Below are 25,522 nucleotides of genomic sequence, written 5' to 3'. Positions count from 1 at the left end.
CGGGTCGCGGGCGCCCGGCCGCGGCGCGGCGTCCGGCCCGGTGAGAGCGCCCGGGTGCGCTCCGACGGCTCTTGCGGCGGGCGCGACGGTCGCGCCGGACCGGGCCGCGGCGCCGACGCGGGCGTTTGCGCGCCGCGGGCCGTCATTGCCCCGGCGGGGTCGCCTGCGCCCTCGGGCCGGAACCCCGGCTGCAGGCACCGGCGCGCGGTGCCGACCGGATCGTTCGAGGATTTGACCGCATGACCAACGCGCTCTGGGACCAGCTCTTCGGCCTGCACGCGGGCCGCGAGACGCCGTTCCTGCACCTGCCGGATGGAACCACGCTCAGCCACGACGCCTTCCTGCGGCTGTCGGCGCGCTTCGCCCACGCGCTGACCGAGGCGGGCCTCGCCCCCGGCGACCGGCTGGCGCTGCAGGTCGAGAAATCGTCCGAGGCGCTCGCCGTCTATGCGGCCTGCGCGGCGGCGGGCGTGATCTTCCTGCCGCTCAACACGGCCTATACGGCCGCGGAGCTCGACTATTTCATCGGCGACTCGGGCGCGAAGCTCTTCCTCTGCGACCCCGCGACGGCGGACACGCTGCGCCCCGTGGCCGAGGGACACGGCGCGCGGCTCGAGACGCTGGGCGCCGATGGCGCGGGCAGCTTCGCCGCGCTGGCACAGGACAGGCCCGAGCATTTCGCCCCCGTCCCCCGGGCCGAGGACGACCTCGCCGCCTTCCTTTACACCTCGGGCACCACGGGGCGGTCGAAGGGCGCGATGCTCACCGCGGGGAACCTGCTCTCGAACGCCGAGGTGCTGACCGAGGCGTGGCGCTTTACGTCGGCCGACGTGCTCCTGCACGCGCTGCCGATCTTTCACACGCACGGGCTCTTCGTGGCGACCAACGTCATGCTGCTTGCGGGCGGGGCGATGATCTTTCACCCGAAGTTCGACGCCGCCGCCGCGGTCCGCGACCTGCCGCGCGCGACCGCGATGATGGGCGTGCCCACCTTCTACACGCGCCTGCTCGACCGAGACGACTTCACGCGGGAGACCTGCGCGGGGATGCGCCTCTTCGTCTCGGGTTCCGCGCCGCTGCTCGCCGAGACGCACCGCCGCTTCGAGGCGCGCACGGGCCACCGCATCCTCGAGCGCTACGGCATGACCGAGACGAACATGATCACCTCCAACCCCTACGAGGGCGAGCGCCGGCCCGGCACCGTGGGCCGCCCCCTGCCGGGGGTGGAGACGCGCATCTGCGACGCCGAGGGCCGCCCCGTGGCCCGGGGCGAGACCGGCGTGATCGAGGTGCGCGGGCCCAACGTCTTCAAGGGCTACTGGCAGATGCCCGAAAAGACGGCCGAGGAGTTCCGCGCCGACGGTTTCTTCATCACCGGCGACCTCGCACGCGAGGACGCGGACGGCTACGTCACCATCGTCGGGCGGGCCAAGGACCTGATCATCTCCGGGGGCTTCAACATCTACCCCAAGGAGATCGAGGAGGCGATCGACGCCCAGCCCGGCGTCGCCGAGAGCGCGGTGATCGGCGTGCCCCACCCCGACTTCGGCGAGACGCCGGTGGCCGTGATCGTGCCGGAGGGCGCGGGCCCCGACCTCGCGCAGATCGAGGCGGCGCTGCGCGACGCGCTGGCCGGCTTCAAGCAGCCGCGCCGGCTGCTCCTCGCCGAGGCCCTGCCCCGCAACACCATGGGCAAGGTGCAGAAGGCCGAGCTGCGCACGCGCCACGCGGACCTCTTCGCGTGAGGCCGCCCCCGGGCAGCCGGGCGCGCCCGGGGCCGATGGGGCGGCGCCGAGGGCGCCGGTCTGGACGCCACGGGCGCGGCCGCCTAGACGGCGGGCCGTGGCGCCGCGCGCGCATTCCCTGTCAGCAGATCGTCCATGTCGGCCATCGAAATCGGTCCCCTCGTCCTCAGCCTGCCGCGGTTCGCGGCGGTGGCCGGGCTCGGCGCCTTCCTCGTCGCGGCGGAGGCGCTGGCGCGTCTGTCCGGCGACAGGCGCCTCGCGGCATGGTCCGGGCCGATCGCCCTCGCCGGGGCGGCGGGCGCGCGGCTGGGTCACGTCCTGCAGAACTGGGAGAGTTTCGCCGCCGATCCCCTGCGCGTGTTCGCCGTCTGGCAGGGCGGCTTCAGCCCCTTGGGCGCGGCGATCGCGGTAACGGCGGCGGCGGCGCTGGCGGTGATCCGTGGCACGCGGCTCGTGCCGCTCGTCGCCGCGCTCTGGGCCGGGGTGGTGGTCTGGCAGGCGATCCTCCTCGATCTTCGCGACACGGAGGAGATGGCCCTCCCGCCGCTCGTCCTGCCCGCGCCGGACGGCCCGCCCGTCGATCTCGCCGCGCTGGCGGAGGACGACCGCCCGGTGGTCCTCAACCTCTGGGCGACGTGGTGCCCGCCCTGCCGGCGCGAGATGCCGCTGCTGATCGAGACCGCCCGCCGGCGCGACGACGTGACGGTGGTTCTCGTCAATCAGGGGGAAAGCGCGGCGCAGGTCCGCGCCTATCTCGCTGCCGAGGGCCTCGCCGCGGACGACGTCGCGCTCGACCAGCGCGAGGCGCTCGCGGCGCACTACGGCACGGTCGGCCTGCCGGCGACGCTCTTCATCGGCGCCGACGGTCTGCTGCGTCACACGCACCTCGGCGAGATATCGCCGGAAATCCTGGTCCGGCGGCTCGACCGGCTGACGACGGCGCGGTGAGCGATGCGCGGGCGGTGCGCAGGGCGCCGCGTCGGCGCTGGCGCGCGGCCTGCACCCGCCCGGGCCGAGCGGCCCCGGTACCTCAGGGCGTTGGCCCCTCCCCCTGCGGCGGCTTGAGGCGCACGGGGCAGCCGGAGACGCAGAGCCAGACCTCGTCCGAGACGCCGGCGACCGCCTGATTGAGGAAGCCCGCGGCGTCGCGGAACTCCCGGGCGAGCCGATTCTCCGGCACGATCCCCGCGCCCACCTCGTTGGTCACGAGCACGACCGGCGCGGCCTGCCGCGGCAGGGCCGCGACGAGGCGCTCCGCGGCGCCCTGCCAGTCCTCGCCCGCGAGCAGCAGGTTGGACAGCCAGACCGTCAGGCAATCCACGAGCCGGGGGCGCGTCCCGTCCGTCGCCTCGAGCGCGCCGACGAGATCGCGCGGCTCGGCGTGGGTCGTCCACTCGGGGCCGCGGCGCGCCTGATGGTGGGCGATCCGCTCGGCCATCTCCGCGTCGAAGGCCTGCGCCGTGGCGATGTAGGTCGCGGTTGGATGGAGCCCGAGCGTCATGCGTTCGGCGAGGGAGCTCTTGCCCGAGCGCGCGCCGCCGGTGATCAGGATCGACTTCGCCATGGCTCTGTGAGATGGCAGGTTCCCGTGTCGAGAGGAAGACCCGATTGAACGGTGCGCCCCAGCTCAATCCGGCCGAGGGCCGACGCTCCGCGACGGTGGCGGGGCACTTCGGCGAATGGGTGCAGGGCCGGCTCGGCCCCGGCGGGCCGCTCGCCCTCGTCACGGTGGCCTGCCCGGCGCTCTGCGTCCGCGCGAGGCGCGCGGGCGACGGGGCCTTCGCGCTGCGGCAGGAGCCGGAAATCCTCGACACGGGTCTGGCGCGGGCGTTTCTCGCCCGCCTCGGCGCGCCGGAGGGGCGTTTCGTGCTGCGGGCCTCGATGCCGGCGGGCGGCGGGGCCGGCGCCTCGACGGCGGCGCTGGTGGCGCTGGCGCGCGCCGCGCGGCGCGACGGCCCGGGGCTGGCGGCGGCCTGCCTCGCCGCGGAGGGCGCGACGGACCCGTTGATGGAGCCTGACCCGCAGTCCGTGCTCTGGGCGCCGCGCGCCGCCCGCGTCCTCGCGCGGCTCGCCCCCCTGCCCCGGGTGGAGATCGTCGGCGGCTTTCTCGGGGCGCCGCAGCGGACGGAGCCCGCGGACCTGAGGTTTCCGGACGTCGCCGACCTCGTCGAGGCGGTGCAGCGCGCCGGGAGCGCCGCCGCGCTCGCCCGGATCGCCACGCGCTCGGCGGAGCGCTGCACCGCGCTGCGCGGCCCGGCCGATGACCCGACGCCGCGGCTGGCCCGCGCGCTCGGCGCGCTCGGGCATCTGCGCGCGCACACCGGATCGGCGCGGGGCCTGATCTTCGCGCCCGGCACGATCCCCGACCACGCCGAGGCCGCCCTGCGCGAGGCGGGCCTGGCACAGGTGCTGCGCTTCGCCGCCGGAGGCCCGGCATGAGCTTCGCGGGCATGATGCTGGTGGCCTGCCTGATCGACGCGGCCGTCGGCTGGCCCGATGCGCTCTACCGGCGCATCGGGCATCCGGTCGTCTGGCTCGGCGCGGCGATCACCGCGCTCGAGCGACGCTGGAACCGCGGCGGCGCCGCGCGGCGCCGGGCGCTGGGCGCGGCGCTCGTCGCGGTGGCGACCGGCGGCGCGGCGCTCGCCGCGCTCGCGCTGCAGGCGNCTGCCCGGGGGCTGGGCGGGGGTGCTCCTCGGCGGCGCGCTCGCCTGGCCGCTCGTCGCGCTGCGCTCCATGCACGCGCATGTCGCGGCCGTCGCCGCGCCGCTCGCCGCGGGCGACACCGCCGCCGCGCGCGACGCCGTGCGGCTGATCGTCGGGCGCGACCCCGCGCGCCTCGACGCGCCCGGCGTCGGGCGCGCGGCGCTCGAGAGCCTCGCCGAGAACACCTCCGACGGGATCGTCGCGCCGGTGGTCTGGGGCATCGTGGCCGGGCTGCCCGGGATCGCGGCCTACAAGGCGATCAACACGCTCGATTCGATGATCGGGCACCGCTCCGCGCGCTACGCGGACTTCGGCATGGCGGCGGCCCGGCTCGACGACGTGGCGAACTGGATTCCCGCGCGGCTGACCGGGCTTCTCTTCGCAGCGACCGCGCCCCGGCCGCGTGCCGCGCTCCGGGCGATGGCCCGCGACGCGCGGCGCCACCGCTCGCCCAACGCGGGCTGGCCCGAGGCGGCGATGGCGGGCGCGCTCGGCCTGCGTCTCTCCGGGCCGCGACTCTACGGCGACACATGGGCCGAGGAGCCGTGGCTGAACGGCGCGGCCCCCGATCCGGCACCCGGCGACCTCGGCCGCGGGCTCGCCCTTTATCGCCGGGCGATGGCCGCGATGCTGGCGGCGCTCGCCGCGCTGGCCCTGCTCTAGGAGGCGATCATGCGCGATCACGGCGGCGATCTCGACCGGGCGCGGGCGGCCCATGGGCCCGGCGACTGGCTCGACCTCTCGACGGGCATCAACGCCGCGCCCTATCCCGTCGGGCCGCTCCCGCCCGACGCGTGGTGCGCGCTGCCCACGCGGGAGACGCTCGCCCGGCTCGAGGCGGCGGCGCGCAGCGCCTACGCCGCCGCACCGGAGGCGCCCTGCGTCGCGCTCGCAGGGGCGCAGGCGGCGATCCAGCTCGTGCCGCGCCTCGCGCCCCCGGGCGCGGCGCGCGTGGTGACGCCGACCTACAACGAGCACGCCGGCGCGCTGGAGGCGCAGGGCTGGCGCGTCGCGCCGGTGGAGACGGCAGAGGATTTGCGCGGCGCGACGCTCGGCGTGGTCGTGAACCCCAACAACCCGGACGGGCGGCGCTGGCCGCCCGAGACGCTGATGGCGGTGGCCCGCGACGTCGGGCTGCTGGTCGTCGACGAAAGCTTCGCCGACACGGCGCCGGAGCTCTCGCTGCTCCCGCGCCTCGGCGCGGCGGGCGGGCGCATCGTGGTCCTGCGCTCCTTCGGCAAGTTCTTCGGGCTCGCGGGCCTGCGCCTCGGCTTCGCGTTGGGCGACGCGGAGGCGGTGGCGCGGCTGCGCGCGCTGGCCGGTCCCTGGGCCGTGAGCGGGCCCGCCGCCGCCGTCGGCACCGCGGCGCTCGGCGACGCGGCGTGGCAGGCGGCGACGCGCGCGCGGCTCGCGGGCGACGCGCAGCGGCTCGACCGGATCGCGGCGCGCGCGGGCTGGCGGGGCGTCGGCGGCACGGCGCTTTTCCGGACGTACGACACGGGCGACGCCGCCGCCGCGCAGGCGCGGCTCGCCACGGCGCGCATCTGGTCGCGCGTCTTTCCCTACTCGGACCGCTGGCTCCGCCTCGGGCTGCCGGGCGACGCCGCGGGCTGGCGGCGGCTGGAGCGCGCGCTCGCGCCCTGAGCCTCAGGCGGCCGCGGCGAGGAGGCCGTCCACGTCGAGATGCGCCTCGAGATGGTCGGCGAGCGCGTCGAGCACCGCCTCCACGCCCGCGTCGTAGCGCGCGCGGCCCGCGACGCCGAACTGCGCGAGCCACGCGGCGCGGAAGCCGTCGTCGCGGAACATCCCGTGCAGGTAGCTGCCCTGAACCCGGCCGCAGGGCGAGACGGCGCCCTCGGGCTCTCCGTCCACATGGGCGAAGGGGCGCGCGCGGTCGGGCCCCTCGGTGCGGCCGATGTGGATCTCGTAGCCGCGGAAGGGCCGGCCGCTCGCCGCGTGGGTGGCCGCGACCCGCGTGAGTTGCTTGTCGGCGCGCATCACCGTCTCGACGTCGAGCATCCCGAGCCCCGCGTCGCGGCCCGGCGCGCCCTCGGCGCCGTCGGGGTCGGCGACCGCGTGGCCGAGCATCTGGTAGCCGCCACAGATGCCCAGCACATGCCCGCCCCGGCGCAGATGCGCGGCGAGGTCCACGTCCCAGCCCTGCGCCCGCAGGAAGGCGAGATCGCCGCGCGTCGCCTTGGTGCCCGGCAGGATCACGACGTCGGCGTCGCCGGGCAGCGCGCGGCCGGGGCCGAGCATCGTGACCCGCACGCCGGGCTCCTGCGCGAGGGGGTCGAGATCGTCGAAGTTCGCGATCCGCGACAGGGCGAGGCAGACGACGTGCAGCCCGCCGTCGCGCTGCGGCGTGCCCATCTCGACGGCGTCCTCGGCCGGCAGGCGCCACGCCTCGGGAAACCACGGCAGCACGCCGAAGCCGCGCCAGCCGGTGTGCCGCGCGATCTCGGCGTAGCCGTCGTCGAAGAGGCGCGGGTCGCCCCGGAACTTGTTGACGAGGAAGCCCCGGATCAGCGCCGCGTCGGCCGGGTCGATCACCGCCTGCGTGCCCACGATCTGCGCGATCACGCCGCCGCGGTCGATGTCGCCGGCCAGCACGACGGGGACGTCGGCGGCGCGCGCGAAGCCCATGTTGGCGATGTCGCGCGGGCGCAGGTTGACCTCGGCCGGGCTGCCCGCGCCCTCGACCACCACCAGATCATGGGCGGCGCGCAGGCGGGCGAAACTCTCGAGCACGGCGTCCATGAGCCGGGGCCGGAGCGCGCCGTAATCCTGCGCGCGCGCCGTCGTCACGCGCCGGCCCTGCACCACCACCTGCGCGCCGGTGTCGGTTTCGGGCTTCAGCAGCACCGGGTTCATGTCGGTGACCGGGTCCAGCCCGCAGGCCAGCGCCTGCAGCGCCTGCGCGCGCCCGATCTCGCCGCCGTCGGCGGTCACGGCGGCGTTGTTCGACATGTTCTGCGGCTTGAAGGGCGCGACCGACAGCCCCCGGCGCCGCGCCGCGCGGCAGAGCCCGGCGACCAGCATCGACTTGCCGACGTTGGAGCCGGTGCCCTGCAGCATGAGCGCGCGGGTCATGCGCTCAGAACTCCACGCCCTCTTGCGCCACGACGCCCAGATCCTTGAACGGGTGCTTGACCAGCGACATCTCCGTGACGAGGTTGGCGACCTCGAGGATTTCGGGCTTCGCGTTGCGGCCGGTGAGGCAGACGTGGGTCATCTCGGGCTTCCGCGACAGTAGGAACTCCGCCACTTCGCCCGCGTCGAGATAGTCGTAGCGCAGCGCGATGTTGATCTCGTCGAGCAGGACGAAGCGGATCTCCGGGTCGAGGATCTGCTCCTGCGCGATGCGCCAGCCGGTCTCGGCCGCCGCGATGTCGCGCTCGCGGTCCTGCGTGTCCCATGTGAAGCCCTCGCCGGAGACGAAGAAGCGGCACTCGTCGGGGAATCGCTCCCGCAGGAAGGTCTTTTCGCCCGTCTGCCAGTTGCCCTTGATGAACTGCACCACGGCGCAGGGCATGCCGTGGGCGATGCAGCGCATGATCATCCCGAAGCCCGAGGACGACTTGCCCTTGCCGTTGCCGGTGTGGACCATGATCAGGCCCTTGCGTTCGGTCTTGGTGGCCATCATCCGCTCGCGCGCGGCCTTGATCCGGCGCATCTTCTCGGCGTGGCGCGCGTTGACGTCGTCCTGCATCGGTGACCTCCCTGCCTGTCCTCCTGCCTCCTAGCCGGAGCGCGCCGCCGCGCCAAGCCGGCGCGTCGACGCGCGACGCGGGGCTTGCACCGCCGCGGCGGGGTGGGTACCGTTTACACGCTTCGGTCCGGGCGCATGCGTCCGGTTAAAAGGGAACGCGGTGCGGCTTCGGCCAAATCCGCGACTGCCCCCGCAACTGTAAGCGGCGAGCGACCCCGGCAGACGCCACTGGACCCTCGGGTCCGGGAAGGCCCGGGAAAGCGACGACCCGCAAGTCAGGAGACCTGCCGAAGCGAACACCCTGTCCGGCCGCGGGGCGCGTGCGGGACTGCGGATGTGCTTTCCGCCGTGGTGTCGTCACTGGGTGAGGAAAGCCTGCCTTTCCCTGCCCGAACTGGAAACGCACGGAGGCGGCCCGCTGGGCCGTCCGAACTGGGACAGTAGGATGAACAGAACGATTTTCGTGGCGGGCCTCGCCACGCTCGCGGCGCAGTCGGCCGCGGGGCAGGAGGCATTCGACCTTGGAACCCTCGTGGTCTCACCGAGCCTCAGCCCGGTGCCCGAGGGCGAAGTCGCCTCGACGCTGGAGGTGCTCACCGGCGACGAGATCCGGGGCCGCGACACCGGCGCGCGCGACACGCTCGCCCGCCTGCGCGGCGTGAGCTATTCGGCCAACGGGGGGCTCGGGACGAGCACGACGCTGCGCATCCGCGGGCTCGGCAACGAGTACATCGGCGTCCGGCTGGACGGGATCGACATCAGCGATCCTTCTAGCGCTCAGTTGTCGTTCAACTTCGGGCAGCTCGTCGGCAGCGGGCTGTCGCGGATCGAGGTATTGAAGGGCTCGCAATCGGCGCTCTACGGCTCCGAGGCGATCGGGGGCGTCGTGAACCTGCAGAGCTGGCGGCCGACGCGCGACGGCGCCTCGGGTGAGGCGCTGCTCGAGGCGGGCAGCTTCGGCACCCTCAAGGGCTCCGCCTCGGCCGGCTTCCGCTCGGAGCGCGGCGAGGTGGCGCTGACGCTCGGGCGCACGGAGACGGACGGGATTTCGGCGAAAGCGGACAACGACGAGAAAGACGGGTTCGATCAGACGCGGATCACCATCTCCGGCCGCTTCGCGGCGACGGAGACGCTGACGTTCGGCGCGAATGTGCTCTGGCGCGACAGCGAAAGCGAGTACGATGGGAGTACTCCCAACGAGACCTTGACCAAGGAGGAGACCGGGGCTCGCGTTTTTGCGGAACTCGTCACGGACCGGGTAACACACACCCTTTCTTTCAGTGAATTCGTCGTTGATCGACAGGACAGCGCGGGGACGGCAGAATTTACCTTAAAAGATTTTGACGGCAAGCGCCGGGAGCTCGTTTACAAGGCTAACGCCGCCCTTGGAGCGAACGCAGAGCTAGATGTCGGGCTATCGCGAACCACCGAGGACGTCGACGTCACAGACCCGCAGCCCTCGGACGAGTTTGAAGGCGACGAGACGACCGTCGCCGCCTTCGCGGAGCTTCGCTGGCGGCCGGCCGAGCCGACCAATGTTTCGGTCGCGCTGCGCCGCGAAGACAGTTCGGAATTCGGCGTCAAGACAACCGGGCGCATTGGCGTCGCTCATCGTCTGCGCGAGGACCTTACCCTGCGAGCGGTTGCAGGTACTGGCTACCGCGCGCCGTCGCTGTTCGAACGGTATAGCCGGTATGCTGACACGACGACGACCCTGAAACCCGAAACGAGCGAGAGCTACGAAATCGGACTGCAAAAGGCGCTTCGCAATGGCGGAGAGGTGAAAGCCACCCTGTTTTACACCGAAATCGATGATCGGATCGGATACGAGGGTGGAGGGTACAACCAAGTGGACGGAACGACCGTCACTCAGGGCCTCGAAATCTCCGGCATTTACGACGTGACGGACCGCGTCACCCTCACCGGCAGCTACACCTACACGGATGCGGAAGAAGAAGGAGAAACCCTCGCGCGCGTCCCCCGCCACGATCTGGTGCTGGGCGCGTCGGCGGACCTTTCCGACAAGTGGTCCGCGACCGGCGAAATCCGGCGCGTCGCCGACGTCGAGGCGAGCTCGTTCGCGCCCGCCGACAACAAGGTCGGCGACTACACTCTCGTCAATCTCGGCGTCGGCTACGACGTCACCGACACCGCCGATCTCTATCTGAGGGTCGAGAATGCGCTGGACGAGGACTACGAGACCGCCGGCGGCTACAACACGCCGGGCCGTGCCGTCTTCGCGGGGCTGCGTGCGTCGTTCTGATCGCGTGAAACACCTGGCCACCGCGGCTGTCGTTGCGGTGGCTGGCACGGCCGCGGAGGCCGAGCCGCCGGCCGCGCTCGCGCCCGAGCGCGTCGTCTCGATCAACCTCTGCACCGATCAGCTGGCGATGATGCTCGCCGCGCCGGGGCAGCTCGTCTCGGTGAGCCACCTCGCCACGGATCCCCGGTCCTCGGCCATGGCGGAGGAGGCCGCGGCCTATCCGGCGAACCATGCGCGGGCCGAGGAAATCTATCTGATGGACCCCGATCTCGTGCTCGCCGGGGCCTACACGGCGAAGGCGACGGTCGGCATGCTGACGCGTATGGGCATCGAGGTGGAGGTCTTTCAGCCCGCCTTCGGCCTCGACGCCGTGCCCGAGCGGATCGCGCAGATGGGCGCGGCGCTCGGCCGCGAGGGGGCGGCGGCGGACCTCGCCGCCTCCTTCGAGGGCCGCCTCGACGCGCTCGCGGCGGATGCGCCCGGCCCCCGCGCCGCGCTCTACGGCGCGAACGGCTACACCTCCGGCGACCGGTCGCTCGCGGGGGAGATCCTCGCGGCCGCCGGCTTCACGAACATCGCCACGGAGTACGGCATGTCGGGCGGCGGGCGGCTGCCGCTGGAGCTTCTGGTGCTGTCCGACCCGGCGCTCGTGATCTCGGGCGAACCCTACCCCGGCGCCTCGCGGGCCGAGGCGATCCTCGACCACCCGCTGGTCGAGGCCTTGCAGGAACGCGTCGAGGGCACGGTGATGCAAGACAGCGCGTGGATCTGCGGCACGCCGCATGTCCTCGGGGTGGTCGAGGAGCTCGCGGATCTGCGGACCCGGGTCGAGGCGCGCTGAGCGGCGGGCCTCGCGCGGAGGCGCCACCCACTGGCGGCGGCGCGCGCATGGCGATGCGGATACGGTGGGACGGACCCTGCGGCCCGCGTGACGGGCCGCAGCGGTTCGACCTGCGCCGCCACCGGATGAGGCGCGACCGCCCCCTTCCGGTGACGCACGGGCCAGCGCACCGGAGCCACGCCGGCGGGCACTGATCCGGCCACCCCGCGGCGGGGCGGCCGGATCGGGATCAGGCGCTCGCGCGGGTGCGCAGGCCGCTTTCGGAGGCGCCGGTGGGCACCAGCGCGCGCATCAGGTCGTCCATGTCGAGAACGCCGATCTGACGGCCCTCCTGCATGACGACGAAGCTCGACGAGGGCTCGCCGCCGGACTTGGCGATCACGTCCTCCAGCGTCTCCTCCGGGCCGATCTCGCCCGTCGGCGTGCCGCGCCCCTCGCTCGGGCCGCGCATCACCGAGCGCACGCGCAGCACCCGCGCGCGGTTGATGTCGGAGATGAAGTCCACGATGTAGTCGTCCGCCGGCTCCAGCAGGATCTTCTGCGGTTCGTCCTGCTGGACGACATAGCCGTCCTTCAGGATCACCAGGTGATCGGCGAGCTTCAGCGCCTCGTCGAGGTCGTGGCTGATGAAGATCACCGTCTTGGCGAGCTCCTCCTGAAGCTCGAGAAGCAGGTCCTGCATGTCGGTGCGGATCAGCGGGTCGAGCGCCGAGAAGGCCTCGTCCATGAGCATGATCGGCGCGTTCGACGCGAGCGCGCGGGCGAGGCCCACGCGCTGCTGCATCCCGCCCGAAAGCTGATGGGGATACTGATCCTCGCTGCCGCCGAGGCCGACGCGCGCGAGCCAGCGCTTGGCGTCGTCCTCGTAGTCACTGCGCTGCTGGCCGCGCACGGTCAGCGCCATCGCGGTGTTCTCGAGAACCGTGCGGTGCGGCAGCAGCGCGAAGTTCTGGAACACCATCGACATCTTGTTGCGCCGCAGTTCGCGCAGCTTCTCCTCGTCGTAGGCGAGGATGTCCTCGCCGTCGACGCGCACCTCGCCCGCGGTGGGATCTATCAGGCGGTTGAGGTGGCGGATCAGCGTGGATTTGCCGGAGCCGGAGAGGCCCATCATCACGGTGATGTCGCCCTCCTTCACCTCCACGTTGATGTCGCTCAGGCCGAGCACGTGCTGATGGTGTTCCATCAGCTCCGCCTTGGTCACGCCCTCGTCGCGGACGAGCGGCAGCATCGCCTCCGGCTGCGCGCCGAAGATCTTGTAGAGATGCTTGATCTCGACCTTGGTGGTCTTGCTTTGGCGATCGTTTCGCATGTCCGCCTCCTCAGGCCTTGTGCGTGGCGTTGATGCGCGCCAGCGACGCCTTGGTCGTCCGGTCGAGGATCACCGCGAGGATCACGATGCCGAGACCGGCCACCAGGCCGACGCCCAGCTCGAGGTTGCGGATGCCGCGCAGCACCAGCACGCCCAGACCGGGGGCCGAGACCAGCGAGGCGATCACCACCATGGCGAGGCTCATCATGATCGTCTGGTTCACGCCGGCCATGATGTTCGGCAGCGCGAGCGGCACCTGCACGCCGAAGAGCTTCTGCCGGTCGGTCATGCCGAAGGCGTCGGCCGCCTCGATCACGCTCTTGTCGACCATGCGGATGCCGAGGTTGGTCAGGCGCACCACCGGCACGATCGCGTAGAGGATGATGGCGATGCCGTAGAGCTTCGGCTCGGTCACGCTGAAGAGGAAGATCAGCGGAATCAGGTAGACGAAGGGCGGCAGCGTCTGCAGCATGTCGAGGATCGGGATCGTCGCGTTCTGCATCGTGTCCGAGCGCGACATGGCGATGCCTATGGGCACCCCGATGATCACGCAGATCGCCGCGCAGACGAAGATGATCGCCAGCGTCTGCATCGCGTAGTCGTAGTGGTCGATGAAGGCGAGCCCGAGGATCGAGACCGCCACGAAGGTCAAAAGCCCCCAGGAGCGCGACACGAACCACGTGATCGCGAGCAGGATCGGGATGACGATCCACCACGGCGTGTTGAGAATGCCGTAGAGCGCCCCGTCCAGCGCCCAGGACAGGGGCTGCGTGATCGGGTCGAGGACGAAGGACAGCGCGTCCTTCACGTCGAGAAATCCGCGTTCCAGCCCGAGCGTCAGCTCCCGCGATTGCGGAAAGGCCGGGCAGGAGTCGTTCAGCGCGTCCATCGACGGGAACGGAAGCTCCCAGATCGTGGGCGCCGCCGCCTCGCCGCCGCTCGACTGCGCGGCCAGGTCGGCCAGCGACGTGGGCGCGCTGCCGCCGGAGGCGCCGCACCAGCCGTCGAGGCCGAGGCTGCTGAAAAGCCAGTCGTAAGTCGCCATTCTTGGTACCTCCCGGCCATCTGGGCGGCCGTCTTCTTATAAGGAAAGGCGAGGCCCGGTGTCCGGACCCCGCCCGTGTGCCCGTCGCGCGAGCTTAGCCCTGATCGAGCAGGCTCGCCAGGTTCGCGCGCGCCTCGTCGTTCAGCCAGCCGGACCACACGTCCTGGTAGTTCTGCAGGAAGTAGGCCGCGACCTCGTCGGCGGAGGCGTTGTTCTCGTCCTGCCAGGCGAGCAGGCCGCTCATCGTGTTCGTCTCGAAGGTCATGTTCGAGAAGAACTCGGTCACCTCGGGGTTGTTCTCCGCGAACTCGGTGGTCACCGAGGTCAGGATCGGCGCCGCCGGGAAGTCCGAGACGCCCGGGTTGTCGGTGTCCGGGTTCTGGTTGCGGCCGTGCACCTCTTCATCGACCTCGCCGAGATCGACGCGGGTCATGTCGTACTTGCCCATCGGCACGGTCGGGCCCCAGTAGTAGCCGAACCAGGGCTCCTGGTCCTCGACCGCCGAGCCCATCGAAGAGGCCAGCGTCTCGCCCGAGCCGTGGTTGAAGACCTCGATGCCGGCGGACTCGATGTCGAGCGCCGCGGTCAGGTTGTCGGAGACCACGCGGCAGCCCCAGCCGTCGGGGCAGTTGTTGAAGCGCCCGCCCACGAGCTCGGGGTTGTTCATGACGCCCTCGATGGTCGTCAGCTCCGGGTGCTCCTCGGCGAGGTAGGTCGGGATCCACCAGCCCTCGACGCCGCCCGGCTCGAGCACGTTGGCGACGCGCTGCATGGTGCCGCCTTCCTCGAGCTTGCGGTAGGCCTCGCCGGCCGAGTTCAGCCAGAGGTTGGTGACCACGTCCGGCTCGCCGTTCTCCGAGACGGAAGTGACGGCCGGGATGGTGTCGGAGGGCACGAGCGCCACGTCGCAGCCATAGCCCTGCTCGAGCAGGAACTGCGCGATCTCGGTGGTCACGTTGGCCGCGGCCCAGTTCATCTGCGCGATGGAGACCTCGCCGCAGCTGTCCTGCGCGTGGGCGGCAGCCGGCATCGCCATGGCCGAGACCAGGGCCAGCTTGGAAAGACGTTTCATGAAGCGACCTCGCTTTCGTTCGCTTGGGTTGGGTTCACGGGCCTGCTGAACGGCAGATCACGACGCCGGGCCGACCCGTCCTCAGGGGTCGGCCGCCGCGGCCCGCCGCCGGCCGGTGTCGTTTTCCAGCCAGCGATGTCGTGTTCGTGCTATGTCATGGCACAAAAATCAACCGTTCGGCCCGAGAAATCCCGGCAGGTTCCAGCTTCCGCAGCGGCAAGCCGCACCGCCTGCAGGCGGCCGGGACAGGCGCGCGGGCCGCCACGGGACCGGCCGGCGACTGATTCGCGCCACGGCCGCGACGGGACGCGCAGGCCGCGCGCGTCCCCTCTCGCCACCCGCCGGAAAATGCGCTAGAGGATAGTTTAGCGCTAAACTATTGCCGCCGACCCGCGGAGGAGACCTGCATGGCGACACGCAGACAGACGAAGAAACCGGCCGCCTCGACCGACGAGCTGAAGCGCCACTACCGCGAGATGCTGCTCATCCGCCGCTTCGAGGAGAAGGCGGGCCAGCTCTACGGCATGGGGCTGATCGGGGGCTTCTGCCATCTCTACATCGGGCAGGAGGCCGTCGTCGTCGGGCTCGAGGCCTGCGCGGAGCAGGGCGACAAGCGCGTCACCGCCTACCGCGATCACGGCCACATGCTCGCCTGCGGCATGGACCCCAAGGGCGTCATGGCCGAGCTCACCGGCCGCGAGGGCGGCTTCTCGCGCGGGAAAGGCGGCTCGATGCACATGTTCTCCCGCGAGAAGGACTTCTACGGCGGCCACGGCATCGTCGGCGCCAACGTGCCGATCGGCGCGGGCCTCGCCTTCTCGGATCGCTACAAGGGCAACGACCGCGTCACCTTCACCTATTTCGGCGACGGCGCGGCGAACCAGGGCCAGGTGGCCGAGACCTACAACATGGCCGAGCTCTGGATGCTGCCGGTGATCTTCGTGATCGAGAACAACCAGTACGCCATGGGCACCAGCGTCAAGCGCGCCACCAAGTCCCCCGACTTCTGGGAGCGCGGCGCCGCCTACGGCATCGCGGGCGAGGCGGTGGACGGCATGGACGTGCTCGCCGTGAAGGCCGCCGGAGAGAAGGCCGTCAAGCACGTGCGCGCGGGCAAGGGGCCCTACATCCTCGAGATGATGACCTACCGCTACCGCGGGCACTCGATGTCGGACCCGGCGAAATACCGCACCCGCGAGGAGGTGCAGAAGATGCGCGAGGAGCGCGACGCCATCGAGCAGGTGCGCGCGCGCCTCGTCGAGGCGGGCGTGGCCGAGGACGACCTCAAGGCGATCGACAAGGAGATCAAGGAGATCGTCAACGAGGCCGCCGATTTCGCCCGCGAGAGCCCGGAGCCCGACGCGTCGGAACTCTGGACCGACATCTACGCCGACGTCACGCCGCAGTCCGCCTGAGGGAGCCCAAGCGCATGAGCACCGAGATCCTGATGCCCGCCCTCTCCCCCACCATGGAGGAGGGCAAGCTCGCCCGCTGGCTGGTCAAGGAGGGCGACACCGTCTCCGCCGGCGACATCCTGGCCGAGATCGAGACCGACAAGGCCACGATGGAATTCGAGGCCGTCGACGAAGGCACGGTCGCCAAGATCCTCGTGGCCGAGGGCACCGACGGCGTGAAGGTCAACACGCCGATCGCCATGCTCGCCGAGGAGGGCGAATCCGCCGCGGACGTGACGGCGCCCGAGGCGACCGCCGCCGCGGCGCCCGAGACGCCGGCCGAGGCGCCCGCGCCCGCCGCGTCCCCTGCTCCGGCCGCTTCCCCCGCGCCCGCCAAGCCGCGCGAGCCCGAGGTGCCCGCCGGCACCGAGATGCGCCGCCAGACCGTGCGCGAGGCGCTGCGCGACGCCATGGCCGAGGAGATGCGCGGCGACGACACGGTCTTCGTCATGGGCGAGGAGGTCGCGGAATACGAGGGCGCCTACAAGATCACGCAGGGGCTGCTCGACGAGTTCGGCGCGCGCCGCGTGATCGACACGCCGATCACCGAGCACGGCTTCGCCGGCCTCGGCGTCGGCGCGGCCTTCGGCGGCCTGCGCCCCATCGTGGAGTTCATGACCTGGAACTTCGCCATGCAGGCGATCGACCAGATCATCAACTCGGCGGCCAAGACGCTCTACATGTCCGGCGGTCAGATGGGCTGCCCCATGGTCTTCCGCGGCCCGAACGGCGCCGCCGCCCGCGTCGCAGCCCAGCACAGCCAGGACTACGCCGCCTGGTACGCGCAGATCCCCGGCCTGAAGGTCGTGCAGCCCTACGCCGCCGACGACGCCAAGGGCCTGCTGAAATCCGCGGTGCGCGATCCCAACCCGGTGATATTCCTCGAGAACGAGATCCTCTACGGCAAGTCCTTCGACGTGCCCGTGCTCGACGACTGGACCGTGCCCTTCGGCAAGGCCCGTATCTGGCGCGAAGGGGGCGACGTGACGATCGTCAGCTTCGGCATCGGCATGACCTACGCGCTGGAGGCCGCCGACCGCCTGGCCGAGGACGGCATCGCCGCGGAGGTGATCGACCTGCGCACGCTGCGCCCGATGGACCGCGAGACGGTGATCGAGAGCGTCAAGAAGACCAACCGCTGCGTCACCGTCGAGGAGGGCTGGCCGCAGGGCTCGGTGGGCAACCACATCTCCGCGGTGCTGATGGAGCACGCCTTCGACTGGCTCGACGCGCCGGTGGTCAACGTCACCGGCAAGGACGTGCCCATGCCCTACGCCGCCAATCTCGAACGCATGGCGCTCGTGACCACCGACGAGGTGGTCGAGGCCGTGCGCAAGGTCACCTATCGCTGAGGGAGCGCGTCGCATGTCCACGGAAATCCTGATGCCCGCCCTCTCGCCGACGATGGAGGAGGGGCGGCTCGCCAAGTGGCTCGTCAAGGAGGGCGACACCGTCGCCGCCGGCGACCTCCTGGCGGAGATCGAGACCGACAAGGCCACCATGGAGTTCGAGGCCGTCGACGAGGGCACCATCGGCAAGCTGCTCGTCGCCGAGGGCACAGACGGCGTGACGGTGAACACGCCGATCGCGCTCCTGCTCGACGAGGGCGAGAGCGCCGCGGACCTCGAGGCCGCCGCGCCCGCCGCGCCGGCGGAGAAGGCCGAGGCCCCTGCCCCGGCGGAGGCGCAGGCCGAAGCCGCGCCCGCGCAGGGCTACGGCCGCGCCCCCGCGCCGCAGGCGAAGGCGGTGCCGGAGGGCACCGCGCCGCCCGCCCCCACCGACGCTGAGGGCAACCGCATCCTCGCCTCGCCGCTCGCGCGCCGCATCGCGGCAGCGAAGGGGCTGGACCTCGCGCAGGTCACGGGCTCCGGCCCGCGCGGGCGCATCGTGCGCGCCGACGTGGAGGCCGCCGCCGAGCGCGCCCCGGCGCAAGCGGCCGCGGCACCGGCGCCGGCCGCAGCCGCGTCCGCCCCCGCGCAGGCGGCGACGGCCATGCCGACCGGCCCCACGGCCGAGCAGGTGAAGAAGATGTACGAGGGCCGCGAGACCGAGGAGATCGCCCTCGACGGCATGCGCCGCACGGTGGCCGAGCGGCTGACCGAGGCCAAGCAGACGATCCCGCATTTCTACCTGCGCCGGTCGGTGACCCTCGACCCGCTGCTCGCGCTCCGCAAGGAGCTCAACGCCAAGCTCGAGGGGCGGGGCGTCAAGCTCTCGGTCAACGACTTCATCATCAAGGCCTGCGCGCTCGCCCTGCAGGAGGTGCCGGACGCCAACGCCGTCTGGGCGGGCGACCGCATCCTGCGCCTCACGCCCTCCGACGTGGCGGTGGCCGTGGCGGTGGAGGGCGGGCTCTTCACCCCCGTCCTTCAGGACGCGCACCAGAAGTCGCTCTCGGCCCTGAGCCAGGAGATGAAGGACCTCGCCGCCCGCGCCCGCGACCGCAAGCTCGCGCCGCACGAATACGTCGGCGGCAGCTTCGCCATCTCGAACCTCGGCATGTACGGGATCGAGACCTTCGACGCCGTCATCAACCCGCCGCACGGGGCGATCCTCGCCGTGGGGGCGGGCGTGACGCAGCCGGTGGTGCAGGACGACGGCACCCTCGGCACCGCGACGGTGATGTCGATGACGCTCTCGGTCGATCACCGGGTGATCGACGGGGCGCTCGGCGCGGAGCTCCTCGCCGCGATCGTGGGGCACCTCGAGAACCCGCTCGCCATGCTGGCGTGAGCCACGGCCGGGCGCGGGGTCAGAAGGTCAGCACCTCGCGCTCGGTCACGATCATGTCGAGGGGCGCGTCGGTCTCTTCCCGCGGGAGCGCCTCGGCCTCCTGCGCGGCATAGGCGAAGCCGATCGCGGTGACCGGCCCGCGCGCGCGCAGCCCGGCGAGCGTGCGGTCGTAGAAGCCTCCGCCGTAGCCCAGCCGCGCGCCCGTCCGGTCGAAGGCGACGAGCGGCACGATCAGCACCTCGGGCTCCATCAGCACCTCCGTCTCCGGCACCGCCGCGCCGAAGGGACCGGGCACCAGCGCACCCTCCGGCGTCCAGCGCGAGAAGACGAGCGGCGCGCCCTTCGCCCGGATCACCGGCACGCCGACGGGGCCGTGGCGCGCCGCCTCGGCCATCGCCGGGCGCGGGTCGATCTCGCTCCGGATGGGCAGGTAGCCGGCGAGCGGGCGGCCGCGATGCGCGGCGAGCACCCCGCTCAACAGCCGCGCGGGCGCGGGCGGATGCGCGGCATGCGCCGCCTTGCGCCGGGCGAAGGCCGCCTGCCGGGCGGCGCGCTTGGCCTCGTTCAGGTCGCTCACAGGATCACCATGCTGGCCAGTCCGAGGAAGGTGAAGAAGCCCACGACATCCGTCACCGTGGTCACGAAGGGCCCGGAGGCGAGCGCCGGGTCGATGCGCAGCCGGTCGAGCAGGATCGGGATCGCGATGCCGCCCAGCGCCGCGGCCACCTGGGTGAGCAGCATCGCCGCCGCGATCACCGCGGCCAGCAGCGGCACGCCGAACCAGACCGCCGCGACGCCCGCCATGACGAGCCCGAAGAGCGCGCCGTTCAGCCCGCCCACGGCGACCTCCCGCGCGGTGACGCGCAGCGCGTTCTGCGCCGTGAGGTCGCGCGTGGCGATGGCGCGCACGGCGACGGTCATGGTCTGCGTGCCCGCGTTGCCGCCCATCGAGGCCACGATCGGCATCAGCACGGCGAGCGCGACCATCTGGTCGATCGTGTCGGCGAAGGCGTCGATGACGACGGAGGCGAAGATCGCCGTCAGCAGGTTCACGAAGAGCCACGTCGCCCGCCCGCGCGCAGCCTGAAGCACGGTGTCGGTGAGCCGCGATTCCTCCGTCACGCCGCCGAGGCGCAGGATGTCTTCCTCGTGTTCCTCGTCGAGCACGCCCATCGCGTCGTCGATGGTGATGACGCCGACCAGCCGCCCGCCCTCGTCCACGACGGGCGCCGAGATCAGGTGATACTGGTTGAAGGCATAGGCCACGTCGGTCTCGCTCTCGGTCGCGGGAAAGATGCGGAAGGCCTCCTCCACCAGATCGGAGAGCGCCGTCCCGCGGGCCGAGGACATGATGCGCCCGAGCGTCACGTTGCCCACGGGCCGCATCGCCGGGTCCACGAGCACGACGTGGTAGAACTGGCTCGGCAGATCCTCGCGCGCGCGCATGTGGTCGATGGCCTGCCCGACGCTCCAGTGCTCGGGCGCCATGACGAGCTCGCGCTGCATCAGGCGGCCGGCGGAATACTCCGGATAGGTGAGCGAGCTCTGCACGGCGAGCCGGTCGGGCGCCGAGAGCGCGCCGAGGACGGCGTGCCGCTGCTCGGTCTCGAGGTCCTCGAGCAGGTCCACCACGTCGTCCGACTCGAGCGCGCGCACCGCCTCGGTGAGCACCTCCGGATGCAGGAGCCCGATCACCTCGGCCCTGAGCCCCTCCTCCAGCTCGGAGAGCACCTCGCCCCCGATCCAGTCACCGGCGAGCTCGACGAAGCGGCGCCGGTCGGCGGGATTGATCTGCTCGATCAGGTCGGCGACGTCGGCGGGGTGCAGCGGCTCCAGCGTGTCCAGAAGCTGCGCGCGGTCCTGCGCGTCGAGCGCGCCGAGCACCGCCGCCACCCTGCGGCGGTCGAGGGTGTAGGCGTCCTCCTCGCCGGTCTCCGGCGCGGCGGCGATCTGATCTGCGTCGTCGGTCATCGGGCGGCCCTCACGCTAACCCGCAGCATAGGACAGCCCCGGCGCCGGCGACAGGGGCCGCGCGCCGTCAGCCGGCCAGACGGTCCAGCGCGGCGCGGTGAAGCTCCGGGTCGCCCGCGGCGAGCACCCGGCCGCCGTCTTGCGCCGGGCCGCCCTGCCAGTCGGTGACGATCCCGCCCGCCGCCTCGATCAGCGCGAGCGGCGCCTGGATGTCGTAGGGAGCGAGCCCCGCCTCGATCACGAGGTCGATCTGCCCCGCGGCGAGCATCGCGTAGGCGTAGCAATCCATGCCGTAGCGGGTCAGGCGCACCTCCCGCGCGACGCGGGCGAAGGCGGTCTGATCGGCGGCGGTGCCCACCTCCGGGTAGGTGGTGGCGAGCGTCGCCTCCGCGAGGGTGGGGCACCGGCGCACGCGCAGCGCGCGGTGCCCGCGCGGCCCGTCGAGCGTCGCCCGGCCGAACCCGCCGCGGAAGCGTTCGCCGGTGTAGGGCTGATCGACCACGCCGTAGAGCGGCCCCTCCGGCCCCGAAAGCGCGATCAGCACACCCCAGGTCGGCGCCCCGCAGAGAAAGGCGCGCGTGCCGTCGATGGGATCGAGCACCCAGGTCAGGCCGGAGCGGCCCGCGCGCGTGCCGAACTCCTCGCCCAGGATGCCGTCCTCCGGGCGCTCGGCGTCGAGGATGTCGCGCATCGCCGCCTCGGCGGCGCGGTCGGCCTCCGTCACCGGGTCGAAGCCGGCCGCGCCCTTGTCGGTCGTGCCGAGCGTCTCGGCCCGGAACCACGGCAGGATCGCCCACCCCGCCGCATCGGCGAGACGATCGACGAGCGCCGCGGCGGCGTCCGGCGCGATCGGCATGTCCGGGCGGGCGGTCGCGGGCTCAGGCAACGTCGCTGAGCACGCGGGCGAGTTCGAACAGGCGGCGGCGCTGATTCTCGGGGATCGCGTAATAGGACCGGACGAGATCGAGCGCCTCCTTGTCGTCGAAGAGGTCCTCCGCCGCGCCGTCGGCGCTCTCCGCCTCGGACCCGTCGCGCGCCGGGAGCCCCTCGAAGAAGAAGCTCACCTGCACCTCGAGCGCATCCGCGATGTCCCAGAGGCGCGAGGCGCTGACGCGGTTGGCGCCCGTCTCGTATTTCTGGATCTGCTGGAACTTGATGCCGACGCGCTCGGCGAGTTGCTGCTGGGTGACACCGAGAAGCCGCCGGCGGCGGCGGATACGCTTGCCCACATGCTCGTCGACGGGATGTGTCATGCTTCACCTATCCTCGCGCAACGCGCTCGACCCGGGACGGGTCACTGCGCCGGAAATTCGATCACTGCAAAATTCGTCCTCGAGCGGCGCCCCGCCCGGGCGGTCACGGCTAACTTCGACAACCGGAGGCATGCATTACTCCCCCGACGCCCCCACGGCAAGCACCACTCGCCTCTCATCGTAAGGAAGGTTAACACAGGACAACCTGAGGTGAAGATCCATCGCGGGCATACACGTGCATGCCGCTGCGTCAACCCTCGCGCCCGCGGCCTGCGCCCTTGTTCCCGCACGCGCATCGTGCACGCTCGACCCCGGAGAGCGGAGGAGACCCATGCGCGCCTATCACGTCGCGGCGCCCGGCGCCCGGGCGGCCCTTCAGACCCTGCCGCGGCCCGAGCCCGCCGCCGGCGAGATCCTCGTGCGGATCAAGGCCTGCGGGCTGAACTTCGCCGATCTTCTCATGCTCGACGGCACCTATCAGGAGACGCCGGAGCCGCCTTTCACCCTCGGCATGGAGGTCGCCGGCACGGTCGAGGCGGCGGGCCCCGGCGTCACGGCGCCCGCGCCCGGCACCCGCGTCGCGGTCTTTTGCGGGCACGGGGGCCTCGCGGAGTACGGGTGCTTTCCCGCCGCGCGCGCCGTGGCGCTGCCCGACGCCATGGACGCGGTGACCGCCGCCGCCTTCCAGGTCGCCTACGGCACGAGCCACGTCGCCCTCGCCCACCGCGCGCGCCTCGCGCCGGGCGAGCGGCTCTTGGTGCTGGGCGCGGCCGGCGGCGTCGGGCTGACCGCGGTCGAGATCGGGCGCGCGATGGGCGCGGAGGTCATCGCCTGCGCCCGCGGCGCGGAGAAGCTCGAGGTCGCGCGGCGCGCGGGCGCCCATCACCTGATCCCGGCCGATCCGGAGCGGCTGCGCGCCGAGGTCCGCGCCCTCGGCGGCGCGGACGTCGTCTACGATCCGGTCGGGGGCGCGCTCTTCGAGGCCGCCTTCCGCGCCTGCCGGCCCGAGGCGCGGCTCCTGCCCATCGGCTTCGCGAGCGGCGAGGTGCCGCGCATCAAGGCGAATCATCTGCTGGTGAAGAACCTGACGGTGATGGGCGTCTACTGGGGCGGCTACATGGCCTTCCGCCCCGAGGTGGTGCGCGAGAGCCTCGCGGAGCTCATGCGCTGGCACGGCGAGGGACGCCTCGCGCCGCACGTCAGCCACGTCCTGCCGCTCGACCGGGTGGAGGAGGGCCTCGCGCTCCTGCGCGAGCGGCGCTCGACCGGCAAGGTGGTGATCCGCCCGGATTGAGGGCGATGCGGCGAAAGGCGGCGCATTGCCCGACCGGAAAACCTTGATTTGCGGGGCGCGGTCCCCAATATGACGTAGGACGGCTGGTGCTCCTGGGGCCGGCCCGTGTCTCGAAACGTGTGTCGAACGCTCTTCCAGGGATGAACAGCAGGGATAAAGTCGGAGGCTGGACGACAGATGGCTGAATACGAAACGATCCGGACGACCGCCGCGGGGGCCCGCAGCGCCGAGATCGATCAGGGCCTGCGCGCCCACATGAACAAGGTCTACGGCACGATGTCCGTGGGCATGCTGATCACGGCCGGCGCGGCCTGGGCGATCTCGGGTCTCGCGACGACGACCGAGACGAGCCAGGCGGTGGCGCAGCTGCCGAACGGCGAATACCTCAACGCGCTCGGCGCGGCGATCTACACCTCGCCGCTGCGCTGGGTCATCATGCTGCTGCCGCTGGCCTTCATCTTCTTCGGCTGGGGGCAACTCCTGCGCAAGGCCTCGGCGGGCATGGTGCAGCTGGGCTTCTTCGCCTTCGCCGCGGCGATCGGCCTGTCGCTGAGCTCGATCTTCCTCGTGTTCACGCCCTACTCGATCGCGCAGACCTTCCTCGTCACCGCGATCGCCTTCGCGGGCCTCTCGCTCTGGGGCTACACGACGAAGAAGGACCTGAGCGGCATGGGCACCTTCCTGCTCATGGGGCTCATCGGGCTGATCGTGGCGATGATCATCAACATCTTCCTCGCCAGCCCGGCGATGATGTTCGCGATCTCGATCATCGGCATCCTGATCTTCGCGGGCCTCACCGCCTTCCACACGCAGGAGATCAAGAGCACCTACGTCGCCCACGCCCAGCACGGCGATCAGGAGTGGCTGGACAAGGCCGCCTACGACGGCGCGCTGGCGCTCTACATCAGCTTCCTGAACATGTTCCAGTTCCTGCTGATGTTCATGGGACAGGAACAGTAACCCGCCCGACCGGGTGAGAGACGAGGGGCCGGCCCGCGGGGTCGGCCCCTTTTTCATGTCGGCCTCGGGTCGCCGCGCATCGTCGCGCCCCTGGGTCGCCAGGGCTTGGAGTGCCTCGCCGCAGGTCGCGCCCCGGAGCGTCCCGCCGCGGATCGGCTGGTCTCGGAGCGCCACGCCTCGGGTCGCACCCTTTTCGGGACCGCCTCGGGCCGCCGCCCCTCAGACCGCCACGTCGAAGAGCCGGCCCACCAGCGCCGTCGCCCCCATCGCCGCGCCGCCCCAGAGGAGCGCGCGCGCCGCGGCGCGACCCGCCGGCGCCCCGCCGAGCCGCGCCCCCGTCAGCCCCAGACCGCCGAGCGCGGCGAGCGACAGCGCCGCCACCGGAAGGACCCCGGCCGGCCCCGCCGGGCCGAGCGCCGCCCCGGCGAGCGGCAGCGCCGCGCCCGTGGCGAAGGCCGCCGCCGAGGCGAGCGCCGCCTGCATCGGTGCCGCCGCGCCTGTCTCGGTCAGGCCCAGTTCCTCGCGCGCATGGGCGTCGAGCGCGTCGTGCGCCGTCATCTCGCGCGCCGCCGCGCGCGCGAGCGGCGGCGAGACGCCGCGCTCCACGAGACCGGAGGTCAGCTCGTCGAGTTCGTAGTCCGGGTCCTCCTCGAGCGCGCGACGCTCCAGCTCGAGATCCGCGCTCTCCGAATCGGACTGCGCGGCGACGGAGACGTATTCGCCCGAGGCCATCGAGAACGCGCCCGCGACCAGCGCCGCGAGCCCGGTGAGAAGCACCACGGGCCGCTCCATCCCCGCGGCGAGAACGCCGGCCAGAAGGCTGGAGGTCGAGACGATCCCGTCGTTCGCGCCGAGCACCGCGGCACGAAGCCAGCCGGTGCGGGTGACGTAGTGTCCTTCCTTCGGCATCCGCGGCCCGCCCCCGGAGGCCCGAAAACGAAAGGCCACGCCGCCGGCGTGGCCCCTCCGTATCGAGCGTCCGGCTCAGATCACTTGATCTTGCCTTCCTTGTACTCGACGTGCTTGCGCGCGACCGGGTCGAACTTCCGGATGGTCATCTTCTCGGTCATCGTGCGCGCGTTCTTCTTGGTGACGTAGAAATGCCCCGTGCCCGCGGTGGAGTTGAGGCGGATCTTGATCGTGGTCGGTTTGGCCATGCTC

23 protein-coding genes, 1 pseudogene and 1 riboswitch are annotated in these 25,522 nt (G+C 72.1%); of the genes and pseudogenes, 12 read left to right on the top strand and 12 right to left on the bottom strand.

From position 1 onward, the window contains the following. The first annotated feature begins 239 nt into the window (after positions 1-239). Positions 240-1,745: a malonate--CoA ligase gene (locus DRV84_RS09660; protein WP_115979795.1), complete on the top strand. Its 1,506-nt coding sequence runs from the start codon at positions 240-242 to the stop codon at positions 1,743-1,745. 135 nt (positions 1,746-1,880) lie between these two features. Next, positions 1,881-2,693 (top strand): TlpA family protein disulfide reductase, encoded by an 813-nt coding sequence (locus DRV84_RS09655; protein WP_115979792.1) that lies wholly within the window; start codon positions 1,881-1,883, stop codon positions 2,691-2,693. 82 nt (positions 2,694-2,775) lie between these two features. Here the strand turns inward: DRV84_RS09655 and cobU are convergent, their stop codons facing one another. Further along, on the bottom strand, positions 2,776-3,309 hold the full coding sequence (gene cobU / locus DRV84_RS09650; RefSeq protein ID WP_115979789.1) for a bifunctional adenosylcobinamide kinase/adenosylcobinamide-phosphate guanylyltransferase: 534 nt from the start codon (positions 3,307-3,309) through the stop codon (positions 2,776-2,778). Positions 3,310-3,353: 44 nt separating this feature from the next. On the opposite strand from cobU, the gene DRV84_RS09645 reads away from it, so the two are divergent. The 3 genes and pseudogenes from DRV84_RS09645 (at position 3,354) to cobD (ending at position 6,095) form a co-directional block, all read left to right on the top strand. Then, a complete protein-coding gene (locus DRV84_RS09645; RefSeq protein ID WP_192881413.1) occupies positions 3,354-4,184 on the top strand; it encodes a propanediol utilization protein in 831 nt (276 codons plus the stop codon). Beyond that, positions 4,181-5,114, top strand: a pseudogene (gene cbiB, locus DRV84_RS09640) (adenosylcobinamide-phosphate synthase CbiB). The gene DRV84_RS09645 and the pseudogene cbiB overlap by 4 nt, the downstream one beginning before the upstream one ends. A gap of 9 nt (positions 5,115-5,123) precedes the next feature. Next, on the top strand, positions 5,124-6,095 hold the full coding sequence (gene cobD / locus DRV84_RS09635) for a threonine-phosphate decarboxylase CobD (protein WP_115979786.1): 972 nt from the start codon (positions 5,124-5,126) through the stop codon (positions 6,093-6,095). Between the two features lie 3 nt (positions 6,096-6,098). Here the strand turns inward: cobD and DRV84_RS09630 are convergent, their stop codons facing one another. Together DRV84_RS09630 and cobO are read right to left on the bottom strand one after the other, a co-directional pair. Then, positions 6,099-7,544, bottom strand: coding sequence for a cobyric acid synthase (locus DRV84_RS09630; RefSeq protein WP_115979783.1), 1,446 nt, complete (start codon positions 7,542-7,544; stop codon positions 6,099-6,101). 4 nt (positions 7,545-7,548) lie between these two features. Beyond that, complete coding sequence (cobO, locus tag DRV84_RS09625) at positions 7,549-8,163, bottom strand: cob(I)yrinic acid a,c-diamide adenosyltransferase (protein WP_115979780.1); 615 nt, start codon at positions 8,161-8,163, stop codon at positions 7,549-7,551. Positions 8,164-8,269: 106 nt separating this feature from the next. After that, a riboswitch (cobalamin riboswitch) is annotated at positions 8,270-8,469 on the top strand. A 139-nt stretch (positions 8,470-8,608) separates the two neighbouring features. Between cobO and DRV84_RS09620 the strand changes: the two genes are divergently transcribed. Both DRV84_RS09620 and DRV84_RS09615 read left to right on the top strand, forming a co-directional pair. Continuing rightward, positions 8,609-10,426: a TonB-dependent receptor plug domain-containing protein gene (locus tag DRV84_RS09620; protein ID WP_158547789.1), complete on the top strand. Its 1,818-nt coding sequence runs from the start codon at positions 8,609-8,611 to the stop codon at positions 10,424-10,426. Between the two features lie 37 nt (positions 10,427-10,463). After that, entirely contained in the window at positions 10,464-11,267 is an 804-nt protein-coding gene (locus tag DRV84_RS09615; RefSeq protein ID WP_239995041.1) for an ABC transporter substrate-binding protein, read from the top strand. Between the two features lie 229 nt (positions 11,268-11,496). Here the strand turns inward: DRV84_RS09615 and DRV84_RS09610 are convergent, their stop codons facing one another. From DRV84_RS09610 to DRV84_RS09600, 3 genes are all read right to left on the bottom strand, one after another. Beyond that, positions 11,497-12,579 carry a quaternary amine ABC transporter ATP-binding protein gene (locus tag DRV84_RS09610; RefSeq protein ID WP_115979771.1) on the bottom strand — a complete coding sequence of 361 codons (1,083 nt, stop codon included), beginning with the start codon at positions 12,577-12,579 and terminating at the stop codon, positions 11,497-11,499. A 10-nt stretch (positions 12,580-12,589) separates the two neighbouring features. Beyond that, on the bottom strand, positions 12,590-13,624 hold the full coding sequence (locus tag DRV84_RS09605) for an ABC transporter permease (protein ID WP_115979768.1): 1,035 nt from the start codon (positions 13,622-13,624) through the stop codon (positions 12,590-12,592). Between the two features lie 94 nt (positions 13,625-13,718). Continuing rightward, the gene (locus DRV84_RS09600) at positions 13,719-14,696 is read right to left on the bottom strand and encodes an ABC transporter substrate-binding protein (RefSeq protein ID WP_115979765.1); all 978 of its coding nucleotides are present in this window, start codon (positions 14,694-14,696) and stop codon (positions 13,719-13,721) included. Positions 14,697-15,103: 407 nt separating this feature from the next. Here DRV84_RS09600 and pdhA point away from each other — a divergent pair, with 407 nt between their 5' ends. Genes pdhA through DRV84_RS09585 form a run of 3 tightly spaced genes read left to right on the top strand, consistent with a single transcriptional unit; the run spans position 15,104 to position 18,883 of the window. Further along, positions 15,104-16,111: a pyruvate dehydrogenase (acetyl-transferring) E1 component subunit alpha gene (gene pdhA, locus DRV84_RS09595; protein WP_115979762.1), complete on the top strand. Its 1,008-nt coding sequence runs from the start codon at positions 15,104-15,106 to the stop codon at positions 16,109-16,111. A gap of 14 nt (positions 16,112-16,125) precedes the next feature. Next, positions 16,126-17,502 (top strand): pyruvate dehydrogenase complex E1 component subunit beta, encoded by a 1,377-nt coding sequence (locus tag DRV84_RS09590; protein ID WP_115979759.1) that lies wholly within the window; start codon positions 16,126-16,128, stop codon positions 17,500-17,502. 13 nt (positions 17,503-17,515) lie between these two features. Continuing rightward, positions 17,516-18,883: a pyruvate dehydrogenase complex dihydrolipoamide acetyltransferase gene (locus DRV84_RS09585; protein ID WP_115979756.1), complete on the top strand. Its 1,368-nt coding sequence runs from the start codon at positions 17,516-17,518 to the stop codon at positions 18,881-18,883. A gap of 19 nt (positions 18,884-18,902) precedes the next feature. Here the strand turns inward: DRV84_RS09585 and DRV84_RS09580 are convergent, their stop codons facing one another. The 4 genes from DRV84_RS09580 to DRV84_RS09565 form a co-directional block, all read right to left on the bottom strand. Beyond that, the gene (locus DRV84_RS09580; protein WP_115979753.1) at positions 18,903-19,460 is read right to left on the bottom strand and encodes a 5-formyltetrahydrofolate cyclo-ligase; all 558 of its coding nucleotides are present in this window, start codon (positions 19,458-19,460) and stop codon (positions 18,903-18,905) included. Further along, on the bottom strand, positions 19,457-20,854 hold the full coding sequence (gene mgtE / locus DRV84_RS09575) for a magnesium transporter (RefSeq protein WP_115979750.1): 1,398 nt from the start codon (positions 20,852-20,854) through the stop codon (positions 19,457-19,459). Before mgtE ends, DRV84_RS09580 begins: the two co-directional genes overlap by 4 nt. A gap of 67 nt (positions 20,855-20,921) precedes the next feature. Beyond that, positions 20,922-21,710, bottom strand: coding sequence for a histidinol-phosphatase (gene hisN / locus DRV84_RS09570; RefSeq protein ID WP_115979747.1), 789 nt, complete (start codon positions 21,708-21,710; stop codon positions 20,922-20,924). Positions 21,711-21,732: 22 nt separating this feature from the next. Then, complete coding sequence (locus DRV84_RS09565; protein ID WP_115979745.1) at positions 21,733-22,107, bottom strand: helix-turn-helix domain-containing protein; 375 nt, start codon at positions 22,105-22,107, stop codon at positions 21,733-21,735. A 331-nt stretch (positions 22,108-22,438) separates the two neighbouring features. Here DRV84_RS09565 and DRV84_RS09560 point away from each other — a divergent pair, with 331 nt between their 5' ends. Beyond that, a complete protein-coding gene (locus DRV84_RS09560; protein WP_115979742.1) occupies positions 22,439-23,401 on the top strand; it encodes an NADPH:quinone oxidoreductase family protein in 963 nt (320 codons plus the stop codon). Between the two features lie 177 nt (positions 23,402-23,578). Beyond that, positions 23,579-24,361 (top strand): Bax inhibitor-1/YccA family protein, encoded by a 783-nt coding sequence (locus DRV84_RS09555; protein WP_115979739.1) that lies wholly within the window; start codon positions 23,579-23,581, stop codon positions 24,359-24,361. A 219-nt stretch (positions 24,362-24,580) separates the two neighbouring features. Here the strand turns inward: DRV84_RS09555 and DRV84_RS09550 are convergent, their stop codons facing one another. Together DRV84_RS09550 and rpmG are read right to left on the bottom strand one after the other, a co-directional pair. Next, a complete protein-coding gene (locus DRV84_RS09550) occupies positions 24,581-25,270 on the bottom strand; it encodes a VIT1/CCC1 transporter family protein (RefSeq protein ID WP_115979737.1) in 690 nt (229 codons plus the stop codon). Between the two features lie 80 nt (positions 25,271-25,350). Continuing rightward, positions 25,351-25,518: a 50S ribosomal protein L33 gene (gene rpmG, locus DRV84_RS09545; protein WP_005856346.1), complete on the bottom strand. Its 168-nt coding sequence runs from the start codon at positions 25,516-25,518 to the stop codon at positions 25,351-25,353. Positions 25,519-25,522: the final 4 nt, after the last annotated feature.

It is taken from the genome of Rhodosalinus sediminis, from assembly GCF_003385555.1.
GTDB lineage: Bacteria > Pseudomonadota > Alphaproteobacteria > Rhodobacterales > Rhodobacteraceae > Rhodosalinus > Rhodosalinus sediminis.
The sequence above is the reverse complement of the archived record's forward strand: the minus strand, read 5'-3'. Positions and strand labels throughout refer to the sequence as shown.

Excerpts from the sequence above, each read along its gene's own strand:
- DRV84_RS09630 (WP_115979783.1), bottom strand. The coding sequence starts at position 7,544 with ATGACCCGCGCGCTCATGCTGCAGGGCACCGGCTCCAACGTCGGCAAG.
- hisN (WP_115979747.1), bottom strand. The coding sequence starts at position 21,710 with ATGCCGATCGCGCCGGACGCCGCCGCGGCGCTCGTCGATCGTCTCGCC.
- DRV84_RS09555 (WP_115979739.1), top strand. The coding sequence starts at position 23,579 with ATGGCTGAATACGAAACGATCCGGACGACCGCCGCGGGGGCCCGCAGC.
- DRV84_RS09565 (WP_115979745.1), bottom strand. The coding sequence starts at position 22,107 with ATGACACATCCCGTCGACGAGCATGTGGGCAAGCGTATCCGCCGCCGC.
- cobU (WP_115979789.1), bottom strand. The coding sequence starts at position 3,309 with ATGGCGAAGTCGATCCTGATCACCGGCGGCGCGCGCTCGGGCAAGAGC.
- DRV84_RS09660 (WP_115979795.1), top strand. The coding sequence starts at position 240 with ATGACCAACGCGCTCTGGGACCAGCTCTTCGGCCTGCACGCGGGCCGC.
- DRV84_RS09605 (WP_115979768.1), bottom strand. The coding sequence starts at position 13,624 with ATGGCGACTTACGACTGGCTTTTCAGCAGCCTCGGCCTCGACGGCTGG.
- pdhA (WP_115979762.1), top strand. The coding sequence starts at position 15,104 with ATGGCGACACGCAGACAGACGAAGAAACCGGCCGCCTCGACCGACGAG.
- DRV84_RS09560 (WP_115979742.1), top strand. The coding sequence starts at position 22,439 with ATGCGCGCCTATCACGTCGCGGCGCCCGGCGCCCGGGCGGCCCTTCAG.
- DRV84_RS09610 (WP_115979771.1), bottom strand. The coding sequence starts at position 12,579 with ATGCGAAACGATCGCCAAAGCAAGACCACCAAGGTCGAGATCAAGCAT.
- rpmG (WP_005856346.1), bottom strand. The coding sequence starts at position 25,518 with ATGGCCAAACCGACCACGATCAAGATCCGCCTCAACTCCACCGCGGGC.
- DRV84_RS09590 (WP_115979759.1), top strand. The coding sequence starts at position 16,126 with ATGAGCACCGAGATCCTGATGCCCGCCCTCTCCCCCACCATGGAGGAG.
- DRV84_RS09620 (WP_158547789.1), top strand. The coding sequence starts at position 8,609 with ATGAACAGAACGATTTTCGTGGCGGGCCTCGCCACGCTCGCGGCGCAG.
- cobO (WP_115979780.1), bottom strand. The coding sequence starts at position 8,163 with ATGCAGGACGACGTCAACGCGCGCCACGCCGAGAAGATGCGCCGGATC.
- DRV84_RS09585 (WP_115979756.1), top strand. The coding sequence starts at position 17,516 with ATGTCCACGGAAATCCTGATGCCCGCCCTCTCGCCGACGATGGAGGAG.
- DRV84_RS09550 (WP_115979737.1), bottom strand. The coding sequence starts at position 25,270 with ATGCCGAAGGAAGGACACTACGTCACCCGCACCGGCTGGCTTCGTGCC.
- mgtE (WP_115979750.1), bottom strand. The coding sequence starts at position 20,854 with ATGACCGACGACGCAGATCAGATCGCCGCCGCGCCGGAGACCGGCGAG.
- DRV84_RS09655 (WP_115979792.1), top strand. The coding sequence starts at position 1,881 with ATGTCGGCCATCGAAATCGGTCCCCTCGTCCTCAGCCTGCCGCGGTTC.
- cobD (WP_115979786.1), top strand. The coding sequence starts at position 5,124 with ATGCGCGATCACGGCGGCGATCTCGACCGGGCGCGGGCGGCCCATGGG.
- DRV84_RS09600 (WP_115979765.1), bottom strand. The coding sequence starts at position 14,696 with ATGAAACGTCTTTCCAAGCTGGCCCTGGTCTCGGCCATGGCGATGCCG.